Source organism: Verrucomicrobiota bacterium (assembly GCA_016200005.1).
GTDB lineage: Bacteria > Verrucomicrobiota > Verrucomicrobiia > Limisphaerales > PALSA-1396 > PALSA-1396.
Map to the genome: position 1 here is coordinate 34432 of JACQFP010000062.1, position 15007 is coordinate 49438.

Sequence of the window (15007 nt, forward strand, 5' to 3'; positions counted from 1 at the left end):
CCGAGAACAAAGTTGGCAGGCTGCCATGAGCACCAACTTGCATTCGATGAATGCCCTTAAAGCAAATAGCTTGGCGGGATTCGAACGCGGACGTCAGCCTAGGCGCGCATCCGAAACGACGAAGGGAGCGAGCTTTACCCTGTTGTGCGCAGCAGTTGGTCTGAGCCTGCTTCTCTCGCCGCAGGATGCGCAATGTCAGAATGGTGGAATCTCCTGGGGACACGACCTGGTTTACTGGTTCGACGCCCAAGATCGGAATATCAGATCAAACCGGTTTGATCTCAACAATTACCCACCGGATGCTACGGTTACCGCCTCGATCGACGCATGGACTGTTCCTGATCTATATTTTTATTCGTTCGATCCTTTTTCGGATTTGAGAATCCATTCCTACACATACAGCCCGAGAGTTTGGGTTTATCACCAGAACAAGGGCTATGACCTCGCAGATGATTTCGTCACGGCAACGGTCTGGTGGAGAACGTCGCCGTGGCCGCCATGCGACGACGTACCAGGCATCTGCGTTAATGTAGTCTACACTATGCTTGAAAAAATTCTCATCGACGGCTTACCTACGCCGGAAATGGCAGGACCGTATCGAGGAGACGTAACCGCTTTCAGTGAAAACCATCTCCGCGCTGACCCGGAATACCATTGGGGTTTCGAAGCGATTGTCCGGCGCATCTCGCCCGGACATTTGCGTGATCCCGATAATTCCATTTCTAATTGGACGGCCGCGTCAGACATAATCGTCGGAGACATCGCACAGGTAAACTATGCACTCCATCTGCAAGCCATCACGAATGCCCTGCAGTCCGGGAAAACGCTGGTTGTCAATCACGGCACCTATACAAATTTACTGTCAGATCTGCAGGCCGCCGCGCAAAGCGAACAGGCCTACCTGCTGGCCGATCCCGTGGGCGAATATGCTGACGAGGGATATGTGGATAGGTGGCATAAGGTTGAACCTTTTGAAGTTCATTTCACAGATGTGCTAAACGGCAGGGTCATTGACGGGTCGTGGCTGACGCAGGACTGGAAACTCGGTTGGTACGGCCGGTTTGCTTACGGAAGCATTCACCCAGTCGGCCAATACCGGGACTTGGCACGGGTGTTCAATCGATTGGTCAGGAACACACCGCCTCCACCTGCCCCTCTAGCACCCTTCGTCACGTTGGCGACGCCCGACCATCAAACGATATTCCTGGATCCTCCGGCAACGATTATGTTGCGGGCCTATTCGACGACCAGCAATCAGGTCGTGAAAGTTGAGTATTACCAGGACGACGTGAAGATCGGCGAAGACTATGCATGGCCTTATGCTCTGATTGTGAACGAGCTTGGAATTGGAAATTACACCTTTCGCGCCGTGGTCACGGATACATCAGGGATGATGGTTTCCAATTCCCTGCAGATAATCGTAGATACAAATATTGCACCCACGGCTGAACTCACCGGTCCGACAAACGGAGCCGTGTTCGGGCCGTTTGCGAACATCGCGCTGAACGCAAGTGCCACCGATGCTAATGGCAGCGTGGCTCAAGTTGCTTTTTACGCCGGTACAAATTTACTGCGCGTGCTAACGAACGGTTCTTTCGGAATGGCGTGGAGCAACATGATTGCAGGCAACTACTCTTTGAAGGCTGTAGCGACCGACAATTATGGCGTCAGCACAACTTCGGCCCCGGTGGTCATAACGGTTGAGTCTGCAGTTGCATACGTCAGCCCTGCCGGCTCGGATGCTAACAATGGCTTGTCTTGGGAAACTGCTAAGCGGACCGTTCAAGCCGGAATCGATGCCCTCGCTGTGCCTGGTGGAGAAGTTTGGGTGGCGGCAGGCATATACCAAGAGAATCTCAATCCCCGTCCTCTAATCACCCTGTACGGTGGATTTGCCGGGAATGAAACCAATCGAACCGACAGAAACTGGACTGCCAACGAGACCGTCTTGGATGGTGCAACGAACGGAAGCGTTGTGGAGTTTGTCAACACCGGTTCAACCCTGTCTCGCATCGACGGTTTCACGATCCGCAACGGAAATGCCGCCAAGGGAGGAGGCATCTACTGTTCGAACGCGGCCCCGGTCATCGCGAACAACAAGATCATCCTCAATACCGGTTCTGGAATCTTTTGTGACTATGCCGAGTCAACCATCACCAACAACTTGATCGCCACAAATAACCCAGTCGCGAATTGTGGCGACTTCAATTTTTGTGGCGCCGGGATTTCCTGCAGTAATTCTGCGCCCGAAGTGAACGGCAACCTGATTGTCGGTAATGGAGGCGACGGCATTAGCTGCTGGTATGGCACCGCGAAAATCGTGAACAACGTGATTACGGACAACTCCGGCAGCGGGGTTCATGGTGTGCTCTCTTCGCCCCTGGTTTCTAACAACCGAATCGAACGGAACAGTGGGAGCTTTGGTGGAGGCATTGTCTTCTGGGGCGGCAATGGGAGTGATTCTCGACCCATGATTGCGAACAACTTGATTTTGTCCAACAGCGCATCTAGTGGTGGAGGGATCGCGCTGATATGGTCGCAAGGAATGATCGCGAATAACACGATTGTGTCGAACGCGGCTGGGTTTATTGGAGGTGGTGTTTACACATTCTCGTCGTACGTGCAGTTGAAGAATAACATAATCGCCTTCAACGGGCCCGCATCCGGAATCTCCGTCAGGGGAGTGGCTGGACCCGAATCTGCGCGAAACTGCGTATTTGACAATAATCCTGAGAACTATGACGCGACGGATGGCCCGACGGACATAATTGCGGCTCCACAGTTTGTGGATATGGCGAATGGCGATTTTCACTTGTTGGCGACCTCTCCCTGCATTGATGCCGGCATTGACGCATTAGTGCACGGTCCGAAACAGGATACATCTATTTATCTTGTACCTGACCGCGACATGGATGGCGAAACAAGAATTTCTGGTCCGCACGTGGACATTGGCGCCGATGAATTCTTCGTCGCGATCACCAACACGGCGCCAACACTGGATGCCATCGCTGACCTGACAATAAACGAAGACGCGGGCTCGCAAACGGTCAATCTTACCGGCATTACGTCCGGTGCGACCAATGAAAACCAAGTCCTGACTGTGACCGCAACCGCGAGCAATCCGTCCCTCGTTCCCAATCCCGCCGTGAGCTACAGCAACCCAAACAGCGCGGGCACGCTAACGTTCACACTTCCCCCCAACGCAAATGGCACAGCCACCATTACCGTAACGGTCCATGACGGCGGCGGAACCGCAAGCGACGGACAGGATACGTTCAGTCGATCGTTCCTTGTCACGGTGAATCCGGTCAACGACCTTCCGACAATCTCGCGGCTGCCAAACCGAACAATTTATGAAAACACCCCGACCCCGACGCTTCGATTCCGCGTGGGAGATGTGGAGACACCTTTGAACGAATTGGTTGTTTCCGGCAGCTCTTCAAATACGAATCTGGTTCCCAACGAGAACATCATCTTGGGGGGGTCTGCGGACCGCCGTTGGTATCGAATCATCCCGGCGACGAATCAACTTGGCAGCACGGCGATCACGATCAGCGTGAGTGACGGTACCGGTACCGCAAGTTCAACTTTTGTCCTGACCGTGGAACCACAGAACCACGCGCCCATACTGCCGCTCGTCTTCGACTGGACGATCGACGAGTTGACCACGTTGACGGTGACAAATTCTGCCACCGACGCCGAAAGCCCTGTTCTTACTTATTCGCTATTGGTTGCCCCGAGTGGGGCCAGCATCAGTACCAACGGTGTGATCACTTGGACGCCAACAGATGCCCAGGGTCCTGGCATTTACGTCATTACGACGCTCGTTACGGATGACGACGCGCTGCCATTAACTGCCATCAATACTTTTAAGGTTACCGTCAACGATCTCACGCCGACCGTGGTGATGGATTTGATGGATCCTTTTGCTTACGAGGATGGCCTGAACCAGGGTTTTGTACTGATTACCAGAATAGGTCAGACAAACGCGCCTCTTACAGTGAACTACACGGTTGGCGGCACGGCGAGCAACGGCATTGATTACGCGTTCCTCCCTGGTTCATTAGTCATCCCGGCCGGATCTGCATCCGCGGCACTTTGGGTGGCACCGGTTGACGACACGGATGTGGAAGGCAACGAGTCAGCGATACTGACGCTTTTCACGAACGGAAGTTATTACGCTGGCTCGGCAAATAGTGCCACAATCATCATTCAAGACAACGATTTCACGCCGACTGTGGTGATGGATTTGATTGATCCTATTGCTTACGAGAATGGCCCGAACCAGGGTTTTGTACTGATTACCAGAATAGGTCAGACAAACGCGCCTCTTACAGTGAACTACACGGTTGGCGGCACGGCGAGCAACGGCATTGATTACGCGTTTCTCCCTGGCTCATTAGTCATCCCCGCTGGATCTTCATCCGCAGCGCTCTGGGTGTCACCGGTCAACGACACGAATGTGGAAGGCAACGAGTCAGTGATACTGACGCTTTCCACGAACGGAAGTTATTACGCTGGCCCAGCAAATAGTGCCACAATCATTATTCAAGACAACGATTTTCCCCCACGTGATGTCAGGTTTGATTCCCCAACCCGATTACTGGATGGCAGTGTGGGATTGAACCTCGCGGGTAATTCAGAACGCAGCTATTTCATTGAAGCCTCTTCCAATCTGCTGCACTGGGTTCCCTTGCTGACGACAAACGTAGATATAAACGGACACATACAGTTCAAAGATCTTGAAGCAACGAACTTCTCCAGCCGTTTCTACCGGGCTCGACTCTCCGCGAACCTTTCTTTTGGGGGTAGCTTAATAGGTTGGTGGCCGGGAGAGGGAAACGCGAACGACAACGCGGGCACAAATCATGGCACGCTTCGGAATGGAACCACCTTCGCGGCCGGCGCAGTTGACCAGGCGTTTAGTTTTGATGGCGTTGACGATTTCGTTGAAATACCTGATAGCCCCCTTTGGGACTTCGGGACAAATGGCTTTTCAATTGCAATGTGGCTGAATTTTAGAACCGTTAAGAGCACAGTGATAATGGGCCAAAGTGTTGGCGAAGGGAACCAAAACAAGTGGCTTATTGAATACGACCCTGCACCAGGACCCGGCCTACACTTTTATATCAACAGGGACACATTCGTTGAAGGGATATCCACGGTCCAAACGGACTTCATGCCAGTTGCGGGCCAATGGTATCACATAGTTGTCACTCGAAATGGAATCGCGTACAATCTTTTTATTGACGGAGCGATTGCTGCCACAGGGAACGATAGCAACTCGATCCCAAATCCGAATTCCTTGCTCTACATCGGCCAGGCCGAATTTGCTCCGGGTGAATCGGCCCAATACATGGATGGGTTGATCGACGAAGTATCGATCTATAATCGCGTGCTTCCTCCGCAAGAAGTTTCACTACTTTACAACACCAGTCCTCTTGCATCCCTGAGGTCTGGCTTGATCGCCTATTACCCGTTCAACGGGAACGCGAACGATGCCAGTGGGAACGGGTGGCACGGAACCTTTGTAAATGGCACCGCCATTTGTGCATCGGCCCCCGGCCCCGGCGAAGCCGCGTGTCTTGATGGAGTGGATGATTATCTGACCCTACCTGGTCAAGTGTTAAGCGGGATGCCGCAAGGTACGGTCTTCGCGTGGGTTTATCTTGACGAATACGAGCCTCCTGACCGAAGCACGCCTATTCTCTCAAAAGGAGACCAAAATTGGACAGATTTCGCCATTATGTTAGACCCGTCGCAAGGCGAAGTCCTTTACGCACTGATTGGAAACGAAACCATGGCAGGCAGCACCAGTATCCCGGTCGGAGCATGGGTTTCCGTCGCTTTCTCCTGGGATGGAGAACACTGGCGGCTCTATGCCAATGGCCAATTGGATGCGGAGATCCAGCGTGTCACCGGGTTGGGCACAGATGAGTCCACCGTCAACCTCGGCCACCATGAGCACTGCTGTACAGCTCTGTACACCCATGGAAAATTCAATGGCTTCCGCATGTACAACCGCGCCCTCTCTGCACCGGAAATCCTGCTACTTCACAGGATGGCAGCAAACTGAGTTTAGCTGGGTAGCGTCTGTTCAGTCGCTTAAATTTACCGGGGGAGCTGTTTTCTTTGCAATGCGGATTCAACCTCTGTCATTGTTGGATTTAAATTCAACACCTTCGAAACAGTGTTCAGATTTGTCAGTAGGAGTTCCATAGTTTCTTCCATGCGTCGAATCTTTTCGTCTTTGATACGGGCCGCCTGTTCCAATTTCGCAATGTCGTCCTTGAGTGTGCCTAATTCAGTTTGAGTGAATTTCTCGTCAAGCGCCTTCGTCTCCATGCCACTCCGCGCAACGTAAGCGTCGACCATTGACGATGAAAATCGCCATCCGAATTTGTAACATAATTCTTGTCGGTTAAGTTTGGTGGCGTAATAGGTCGCCGAACTGTGCCGAAACAAGTGATAATGAACCGGACGGTTAAGGACACTCTGGCCCAGTCGTTGAAGGAACTTTCGGGTCGCCGTGTAATCGCCCCGGAACACGGGATCAGCCGGTTTGATGCCCTCGGCAACCCGCTCCGCAAGATATTCTTTGATAGTCTCCAAGGAATATTTCCAATATAGCGCGATCGTCCGTCCCAGCGTCTTGGAGTATTCCTGCTTCAGTGTAATCCTGACGAAGTTTTCTTTGCCCTCGGGCAGTTGAACATCTTCAAAGCGGATGTTGTGAAACTCCTCGGCGCGTGCGCCACTGTCGAAAAGCACGGCAATCAAGAATCGCTGCCGGGCATTGCGGCAATGTTTGTAGAGCCGTTCGATCTCGGCCTCCTTCAAGAAGTCCGGAGTTTTTGGCCGATAGTGAGTGTCGAACCAACCGGTCAAAGCGAGCGCCTTTGGGATCCCCAAACGCCAGCGAAGGAATATTTTCAAGAACTTGCGCATTTCCACTTGGGTGTTGTGAGCATAAGGTCGCCCCGTGGATTTATTGCAAAGGCCACCGGAACTCAGCGCCTTCTCAAAGTTTTCAACATCTCGCAGCCTTAACTGCGCCATGGATTTGTTGAAAAACTCCAGCGGGACTCGCAGCGCATTCAGATATTGGAGTTGCCGCTCGCCTGAAATCTTTTTGCCCCGGTTGACCTTGCCCAATCCGAGGTCGTCGAGGAAACGCAGGACTTCCCGTTTCACGGTCTGGGGAAATTTCCAGTGCTGGAGCTGCTCCTTACGATTTTCAAAGCTCTCCCGATGAATCCGAATCCGTTCTGCCATGGTTTGAGGTGTTGTCAGAGGTATTTAAGTCTTTCGGAAAGTGGGACATGAATGGCCACTTTCTTCCCAGGAGCCGTGACAATTATGTCCCAGTTGGTGGTTGTTCAGCCGCCTGCCGCTCACGCATCTGAAGAATCAACAACGCCGCTTCGAGGACCTCCGCCGGGAATGCCTCCAACTGACGGATGATATCCTCGTGATTCCGGGTTCGTTGAATGTCGTGGCTTTTGTCCATGCCTGCCGATTGGGGTTGGAACTTAAAAGGCTGTGGTGCGATGGGTTCGGAGAGGAAAGGATGGACAATTGAATGGGGGAGGATTCTCCCACACATATACTATGTGTAATCAATCAGACTTTTTACGGAGATAAATCCGATACGGCCGGTGCGACTTGTTCTTTTGTGCCGCAATGCGGTCATAGAATACGGGCGGCGCCTCGTGACTGCCAAGAGGTACCGTGTTCGCCAGGATCCGCAGTGCCAGGGTGACGGTCTCGCCGCCCCGGTTGCACAGCTTCATCAGCCGGGACAATGACAGCGGATAGCGATAACAGGGCCGCGTGCCATGCAGTTCCCGGTAATACAGTTCGATCTTGGAGAGCACCAACCCGATCAAGCGAGATTGCCGGGCATCCAACTCCTCGATGACACCCGATCGAATCCACACCCGTCTTTCCATCTAGCTGCCCCCGGCCTTAAGCCCTGCGACCAAAGGAAACTCCACCAGACACGGGTTAACGCGCCCCTTGATTTTTACGATACCCTGACCGACCTTCAACCGGTCGAGGAACGCCTCGTCACCGTCATCCAGAAAGAGCGCCCGCTTAGCGGTATGGATGTCGTCCTCGTGTTGGAGGCCGAGATAAATCTGACAATTGCAATTTCCCAAGACATATATCGGCATGAGCGATGGATGTTGGGTTATGCTGACCAGTCCTTCGCCAAACCCTCGAATCTCCCGAAACACATTTTCCAGGCTGTTGCTGGATTGCTTCTCCGAATGACTCCGCGGAAACAGATTGTGGACCTCTTCCAGAAAAGTCACATGGCGCAACTGATCGGTCTCGCCCTGGCCCAGGCGATACAGATGAATCCACCGGAGCAGTATGTCGCTCAGGAACACTCGCAGCGGCTTCGGCAACTCTTGATCCAGTTCGATGATGGCGGCTTGCTCCAGAACTTCCTCGAGGCGGACCGGGTTGCGGGCATTGAATGCCCCCGACGCCGGTCCAAAGGTAAAGGTGCGTAAAATCCGGAGACAACTATCCTGCCAGAGCATACGTCGTCCGGTGAACCGCGTGCGTTCAAGCTCGGTCAGCGCATCGAAGAAATTTGGCAGCATGGAATGCTTCCCGTCATACACCCCCATTTCCTCGAACTTTTTGTCGAAAAGTTCAATGAACACGTCGGCCACTCCGGGACCGCTGACATGCGATTTCTCCAGCGCTTCGGCCAGCACGCTGATCCAGGTTTTGGGATGCATCCCGGGCGGAGCGCGCAGCGGATTCCAGTTGAATTCATTCCCGGTCTTCCGGCCCACCGAATAAACCTGCAATCGTTCGACATCCGGATGATTCAGGGAACGCAGCGTGTGATAGGACCGTTTCCAGTCCACGACGAGAAACGGAATCTTCTGCCTCAACAATCCCAGCACCAACAGTTGGGCAACATTGGTTTTTCCACCGCCAGTCATGGACAGGATGCTTACCTGGCGAATGAAGTTTTCACGCCGCAGATAGATCGGACTTAATTTCAGGCGCCCATAGCGTGGAGTGCCGAGCAGAAATTCACCCGAGGCTGCCTCGGCCGACGGTGGTGGCAACAAGATTTGATCATCACCCACGGAGGTGGACAGATATTGTGAGGCCAGCATATTGATGAGAGCTTCCGCTTCCAGTTTCGAGTGGGGCGTCTCTGCCGTGGCATACGCTGTCCAGAGTGCATCCGCTCGCCTGCCCAAAATGGGTTTCAATTTCTTACAAAGACTCTTCAGTTCCAGTTCCCGCATGGTTGATGAAGATGGAGCGGCTCTTGGCCTGCTCGTGCGCCTCCCATGTGTTGAGGAAATCGCCCATAACCATCACCACATCGCGCCAGCACTGGATGTCCTCCTCACGCCGTCGCGCATCGAGTTGCAGAGAAGATTCGCGCAACCGGATGACCTCGTTCGGCTCCCGGAGATGATACCTCGCCAATCGGGTGGACTGGTTTAACAGCGTCTCGACAATCTCCTTCTCGCCGCTGATGCGTTCGAGATTGCGGTCCCACATGGCAAATCTCGCCTGAATCTCGGAGGCCAGCACTTGAAGTTTGGTGCGCAGAATTCGGGATTTGGAATGAAGCAAATGATCGAGAGCACCAGGGTTTTCAGCTTCGGAATCAGTCGAAGCGGTGTATGTTTGGAGATAATCGTCGTGGGTTTGCATCCATTGCCCGAACCGCGGACTGCTTAAATAGCTTGTGGCTGAAGGATTCGGAGGAATGCAAGATAAGGCAGACGATTGCTGGAGTTCCAGGCGGTTAGCTCTTGCTTTGCAGTAAAGCTTCGGCGCTCTCTTTTTCCCAAGTGGCGAAAGTTTGCGGTGAGGTCCAGAAGCGGCTCCATGCTTCGTTAAGAATCTTTCGCACCTTGTCCTTGTCAGAGCCGGGCCATGGTTTACAGCCCATTCCGATAAATCCCTCGTGTGCTTCCACCGCACACTTTCGGAGCAGGTGCTTTGGATAATATCGATGGAAATCCGAAGGCTGGGAGTTCCCGGCAACGGCGAGCAGGGATTGCCATTTCTCATCGATCTTAGTGGCGGCCTTTCCTTCCTTAATTAGGCTCAAAGCTTCGAGCATCACCGCCATTCTGGGAGCGTCCGCGGGATGACTGGAGGAGCGGCGGGGCAATTGAAAAGAGTTCCTTCCCCGCTCCGCGTGAAGATGCAGGTGTGCCCATGCATACGCTGGCCCCGCCGAGAAGACACCGAACAAATCACAGAAGAATTCCTCCACCCACTGGCACTGCCAGTTCTGGTATGCGGTGGCAACCGCCTGTCGGGTGGATTCGGGCATCCGGTCGCTTTCCAGTTTGACAATTTGCTTAGTGAAATATGCGCTGATTGCGACTTGGACGTTGTTGTATGCCTCTAGCCACGCTTTGACCCGCGGGTCGTTCTCGACTCGAAAAAGTGGATGGGCAAGCTCATGATAAATGTCGGGTAGATGCAGCAGGAAATGAAGCTCCATCAAGGGAATGCACATCAACTGAAAGTCCGTGCTAATGTAAAAGTAGTTTTGCGAGAGGAGGCTGACGGTTGGAAATTCGATGGGGTAGATGATTTCCCGAGTCATCTCGTCGAGCAGTTGATTGACTGCGGATTCCTTTTCTGAACTGCGGGCCATCGCAGCAATGGCGGCATTCTCAACACGGTCTATCTGGGCGGCAAGACGCCTGAATTCAAGCAAACGGAGCGGTTCGGCCTCCGAATCCTTTAAGTCGGGATCATCACGAAGTCTTTTTAGTTCAGCGATGACACCGTCAATTTTGATACAGCATTGAGACACCAGTCGTTGAAACCAGAGACGTGGTGGCCTGGGAATTTCCCCCTTAAGCGAAGTAGCCCGTTCAATCAACTGCGTGGCCGCGCCTCTTATGTAACCGTCAAGCATGGCCAGCCCTCATTCGCGCCAGAACAGCTACCCTTTCCTCGTCCAGTGACCATGCAAGCTGGTAGAGCTTCTGTTTCGCGTCCTGGTCGAGTATTCGCCTGGCGACGGCTTCCGCGACATGACTCCACTGGGCGGTTTCCTTATCGACGCGTGTTCTCAAGCACGCCGCCACAGAGGATGCGGCCAGCGATGGTTTCCGTAGCGCGGCGAGTGTCTGGATCAATTCCAGCGTTTGCTGCCAGTCGGTTTCATGAGCCAACTCGGTTTTGCCTCTGGCGGCGAGCAACACATGATTGAGTGATCGGGAGAACTGGTCCAACCGGTCGTAGAAGCAGGAATCAAATCCAATTGAGCTCATTTGGTGATCTCTTCTTGTAGATCGTCTGTTTCGGTTTCCTCCTTGTGCTCGGTACCATCCTCACCAAGCCAGCGGTCATTGAGTTTGATGGTGATGGGATCGCGCGAGCAATCCTCGGGGCGTGTCCACGCCAAGCAACTCAGGGCAAAAACATCATCAAGGCAATCTTCAATGCTCATGCTCCCGTTGTTCTTGATAACGTGAAGTGGCTTTGCAGTGCCGCCATGTCGGAACGCTCGCCCGGTAGTACAAACGAATCCTTCCGTTGCATTCAGCGCATAGTAATTCCCGATCTGTGGATTCTGGACATGTGGCCCGCCATAATCGGTGATAGAAAGATCGAACAGACGAAGTGCCACTGGTGCCGTCTTTGGAATTTCGACAAAAGTGACTTGGGTATCGGCGCCAACTATTCCATCTGCTTTGAGCTTAGCCAGTCCCAAGTTGATGCCTTTAATCTCCGTATCGTAAAGACGACCGTCTCGGTGAATAACGATGTGTTTGAGGGGATGACTGTCTTGCTGCAACAGGCGGGTGCTGACCTCACAGAAATAGTCTTTGCATTGCTTGGGCATCAACTTCTCTTTCTGCTGCGATTTTCGGTGAAACGGCACAATGATGTTGCCCGACTTATTGGTTGCGATGAACCCCGCCATGTTGCCTTTGACATCAATGCCGACGATGGCGTCAGCGTGCATTGGCGTGGCTAGCACGAACGGCCACTTTTGGTTGAGCAGCAGTATTTTGTTAATGGCGACGTTCCGGAAGTAGCCCTTGAGCCGCTTCTCTGCTCTTTGATCCTTCGGCTTATACACTGTTCGCCCGTGTCCATCCGCAGCGGAACCATAACAATTGTGCCCCACGGTTGTATGGATAACTGACGCCCGCAGGTCGAATTGCTCTCTAAGCTGCTGAATTATGTGTGAGGCAGAGGTGTCTTCTTGCCGGGGCCGACGACGTTGGTTCTCCGGAATCATAACCACAGCAAATCCGCCGCGCTTCACTTCACTGGCCGCCTTGCTGAAAATCGCGGCACATATTTGTTGAAACGTTCTAGCGTTGCGATCCGCATAGCTGACGAATTGTGGTGAGAACCCGCTTTCTTGTGGAAAAAGATCGTCCACGGTTGCGCACAGTGCGTTGAACAGCGCCGGGCCGAAGGTTTCGTGAACGCTTTGTGGCATAAAGAAGCAAAAGTTGTCCAACGGGCTGGCTTCGTAAAAGCCAACACTCTTGTCTTTCAGCAAAGACAGACGTTTAAGACCAAGATCATCGAGGCTGACTTGAATCGTCCCTGGCGTGGCCCGCGTTGACAGCGTTGTTGAGCAACCGAATTGGAAGTCTGGAACCGGGAAGAGCTTGGGCGTCGTGCTGATGGGCTTGGAACTAACTTTCATTTCGCTATCTCCAAAGCGCAGTTTCTTAAGGTAATTTTCGACGAAGGAGTGGATGAACTGCCGTCTGACGCCCGGTTCAATTGAAAGGCTAGGAAATTCATCTTGGGCCGTTGGATCGTCATTGCCGACTACACGATAACAGAGGTTGGCGGCTGCTGACCGTTTGTCTTCGCGGTTGTCGTTATACATGACGACCGCGCAGTTTTTGGAGAGGTTGGCAATTTCAGGCGGCAGCGGTTTTTCGCATTGATCGAGAATATAATCGTAAAGCACAACCGGCTTCCCATTGATGGGAAACTTTTGCTGCGACACATTAAAGGCGCTGAAGTCGGTCAGTGTGACCTCGTACCATTGCAAACCGAAGTGATAAATGAAGTGCTGGCCTTTGAAGCGTTGAAATTCTTGGCGGTCAAGATGTGTGGGCAATGCGTGGTTGAACACCAGTTTGGAAACAGCGTCAACGCAAAGGCCGATGTCCCCCGAAGGAGTGAGGATGGGCCGAATGGAATATCCGCGATACATGTTGAGCCTCTCACCCCGGTTACACGGCTGCCGTTCGAAAAACGCCTTGCCTGAGCCTGGCTGCCAAAGATTGCGGTGAACGCGTAGCGGGTTTTGCACGAGGAAGCTAATGAAGCGCATGCAGATGTCATCGTTCTTAGGAGAGCGCACCGTGTAATCGAGGTGGACTTGGTCTGCCAGTGGTTCAAAGACAACCTGTGTTCGGACGAGGAACATATCCTTGGGTGGCGCGGGAGCGTCATCCTTCACCACCAACACGGGCTCACCATGTTCCTCGATTACTGCTACCGGCGACCGCAGCCTGAAGCTGAGCTTTCGCGTGATATGCTGGCGGTTCTGGTAGTATTCGTCTTGGTCCTTGTGGAGGTTTACAATCCGGTACGTGCGGTACTTGGACGATAAATCACCAAGATTGGTAATGCGGAATATGTTGGATTCGATCTCGCTCATGATTGTACCTCAAAGCATAGTTTTCGGAAGTTGCAGGTTTGACAAACCCCGGCCCAGTTTGTCGTTGGAAAATCTTCGGCGGATAACTCCTTGTTTTCCCGCCCATCCACCGCCAACAGCATTTGCTGAATTTCCGTGGCCATACGATCCTCGACCGCCTGAATGTCTTCTTCGCTGATCAAATGCGTTCGTGCTTCGTTGGTGAGCAGTTGTGCCTCGACCAGGCGAACGGTGTGTGCAGGATGCCGTCTCAGTTCTGCCGGCAATCCCTTGTGTTCGCCGCAGCGGGTCAGAGTGATGGCATAGGCGACAAGCTGTTGGTAGTAATCGTGAACCCCAAAATGGTGAACCTTCCAGTCTATGATCAAAGGCGACTTGTCGCGGAAAAGGCAGATGAGGTCCGGGACCGCGCGAACCGTGGCACCCATGTAGCGGAAAGTGATGGGACACTGCGCAGCAAGCCAGTTGGCCGATTTGATATTGTCCCTGACTTCTTGAAATTGGGAGCTCTGAAAAAGGTTTGCCAGCGCCTTAAGCACTTCGGTCCTCGCGAGATCAATCTCGTCTTGTTCGGGAGTCCCTCCGTATTCCACCACAAAGAAAGCAGCTAGGTCGTCCTCGTGCTCGGACGCCTTGAAACCAATCTCTCGTATGCGGCGGTTCAACGCAAAGTCGAGTTGAGCGTCAAATATCTTGTTGGCCGCCTGTGTGGCAGTCTGAAGTGTTACGATGATTTTCCGTTGGAGGGCGGGAACAACAACCTTTTCGATAACTTGATCTACAACTTTTCCACGCCAAGCGCTGATAGAAGACAATTTGCTCAGAAGGTATGCCTCTCGACGCCGGGGATCTTTGGAGATCGCGTTCGCAAGGCGCTTGTTAAAAAACCACTGACGTTGGCACTTCCGGAACAGCTTGCCTTCTGAGAACGACCAGATCATCTGCCCTTCCTCTTCTTCGCTCGAAGAAATTCCATGTAATCGATCAGTGCGTCTTCTTCTTCCGGAGTTGTCCGCCCCAGCCGGGCTAAGAGGTGCTGTTGTTTCGTGGCACCTGGCATCCCATCCGGCAATGGATAGCCAGCGTATTCCATGGCCAAGGCATACGGAATTTCGTAGAGCTTGCAAAGTTTGTGAAGGTCAACCGGGGAAGGGCGCTGGACTTTCGCACCCTCCATCTGGCTCAAATAGGCGTTCGAGATACCAGTCGATTCTTCGACTGCGCGCAAGGATAGCGCCACACGCTCTCTGCCTCGCTTGAGAAACTGCCCGAGTTTGTTTAGGTCGTTGTTCATGTCTTGTGCATAAAATACAAAGCGTGCTTGATATGTCAAGCAACAAAATTATTGCAAGA

Annotated in this window: 11 protein-coding genes; 1 reads left to right on the top strand and 10 read right to left on the bottom strand. The window is 52.9% G+C overall.

Going from position 1 to position 15007, the window contains the following annotated elements:
* Positions 1-25 precede the first annotated feature (25 nt).
* Positions 26-6076 carry a DUF1565 domain-containing protein gene (locus HY298_20775; GenBank protein ID MBI3852696.1) on the top strand — a complete coding sequence of 2017 codons (6051 nt, stop codon included), beginning with the start codon at positions 26-28 and terminating at the stop codon, positions 6074-6076.
* A gap of 35 nt (positions 6077-6111) precedes the next feature.
* Here the strand turns inward: HY298_20775 and HY298_20780 are convergent, their stop codons facing one another.
* The 10 genes from HY298_20780 to HY298_20825 form a co-directional block, all read right to left on the bottom strand.
* On the bottom strand, positions 6112-7275 hold the full coding sequence (locus tag HY298_20780; GenBank protein ID MBI3852697.1) for a site-specific integrase: 1164 nt from the start codon (positions 7273-7275) through the stop codon (positions 6112-6114).
* A gap of 82 nt (positions 7276-7357) precedes the next feature.
* The gene (locus HY298_20785; protein MBI3852698.1) at positions 7358-7510 is read right to left on the bottom strand and encodes a hypothetical protein; all 153 of its coding nucleotides are present in this window, start codon (positions 7508-7510) and stop codon (positions 7358-7360) included.
* A gap of 109 nt (positions 7511-7619) precedes the next feature.
* Positions 7620-7940: a hypothetical protein gene (locus HY298_20790; GenBank protein ID MBI3852699.1), complete on the bottom strand. Its 321-nt coding sequence runs from the start codon at positions 7938-7940 to the stop codon at positions 7620-7622.
* 12 nt (positions 7941-7952) lie between these two features.
* The gene (locus HY298_20795; protein ID MBI3852700.1) at positions 7953-9245 is read right to left on the bottom strand and encodes an ATP-binding protein; all 1293 of its coding nucleotides are present in this window, start codon (positions 9243-9245) and stop codon (positions 7953-7955) included.
* A gap of 4 nt (positions 9246-9249) precedes the next feature.
* Positions 9250-9699, bottom strand: coding sequence for a hypothetical protein (locus HY298_20800; GenBank protein MBI3852701.1), 450 nt, complete (start codon positions 9697-9699; stop codon positions 9250-9252).
* 94 nt (positions 9700-9793) lie between these two features.
* Positions 9794-10927 carry a hypothetical protein gene (locus tag HY298_20805; GenBank protein ID MBI3852702.1) on the bottom strand — a complete coding sequence of 378 codons (1134 nt, stop codon included), beginning with the start codon at positions 10925-10927 and terminating at the stop codon, positions 9794-9796.
* Positions 10920-11285 carry a hypothetical protein gene (locus tag HY298_20810; protein MBI3852703.1) on the bottom strand — a complete coding sequence of 122 codons (366 nt, stop codon included), beginning with the start codon at positions 11283-11285 and terminating at the stop codon, positions 10920-10922. The genes HY298_20805 and HY298_20810 overlap by 8 nt, the downstream gene beginning before the upstream one ends.
* Positions 11282-13654, bottom strand: a complete 2373-nt coding sequence (locus tag HY298_20815) for a hypothetical protein (GenBank protein MBI3852704.1) — start codon at positions 13652-13654, stop codon at positions 11282-11284. Before HY298_20815 ends, HY298_20810 begins: the two co-directional genes overlap by 4 nt.
* A complete protein-coding gene (locus tag HY298_20820; protein ID MBI3852705.1) occupies positions 13651-14595 on the bottom strand; it encodes a PD-(D/E)XK nuclease family protein in 945 nt (314 codons plus the stop codon). Before HY298_20820 ends, HY298_20815 begins: the two co-directional genes overlap by 4 nt.
* The gene (locus tag HY298_20825) at positions 14592-14948 is read right to left on the bottom strand and encodes a helix-turn-helix domain-containing protein (protein MBI3852706.1); all 357 of its coding nucleotides are present in this window, start codon (positions 14946-14948) and stop codon (positions 14592-14594) included. Before HY298_20825 ends, HY298_20820 begins: the two co-directional genes overlap by 4 nt.
* Between the last annotated feature and the right edge of the window lie 59 nt (positions 14949-15007).

Excerpts from the sequence above, each read along its gene's own strand:
- HY298_20775 (MBI3852696.1), top strand. The coding sequence starts at position 26 with ATGAGCACCAACTTGCATTCGATGAATGCCCTTAAAGCAAATAGCTTG.
- HY298_20825 (MBI3852706.1), bottom strand. The coding sequence starts at position 14,948 with ATGAACAACGACCTAAACAAACTCGGGCAGTTTCTCAAGCGAGGCAGA.
- HY298_20785 (MBI3852698.1), bottom strand. The coding sequence starts at position 7,510 with ATGGACAAAAGCCACGACATTCAACGAACCCGGAATCACGAGGATATC.
- HY298_20810 (MBI3852703.1), bottom strand. The coding sequence starts at position 11,285 with ATGAGCTCAATTGGATTTGATTCCTGCTTCTACGACCGGTTGGACCAG.
- HY298_20815 (MBI3852704.1), bottom strand. The coding sequence starts at position 13,654 with ATGAGCGAGATCGAATCCAACATATTCCGCATTACCAATCTTGGTGAT.
- HY298_20820 (MBI3852705.1), bottom strand. The coding sequence starts at position 14,595 with ATGATCTGGTCGTTCTCAGAAGGCAAGCTGTTCCGGAAGTGCCAACGT.
- HY298_20805 (MBI3852702.1), bottom strand. The coding sequence starts at position 10,927 with ATGCTTGACGGTTACATAAGAGGCGCGGCCACGCAGTTGATTGAACGG.
- HY298_20800 (MBI3852701.1), bottom strand. The coding sequence starts at position 9,699 with ATGCAAACCCACGACGATTATCTCCAAACATACACCGCTTCGACTGAT.
- HY298_20780 (MBI3852697.1), bottom strand. The coding sequence starts at position 7,275 with ATGGCAGAACGGATTCGGATTCATCGGGAGAGCTTTGAAAATCGTAAG.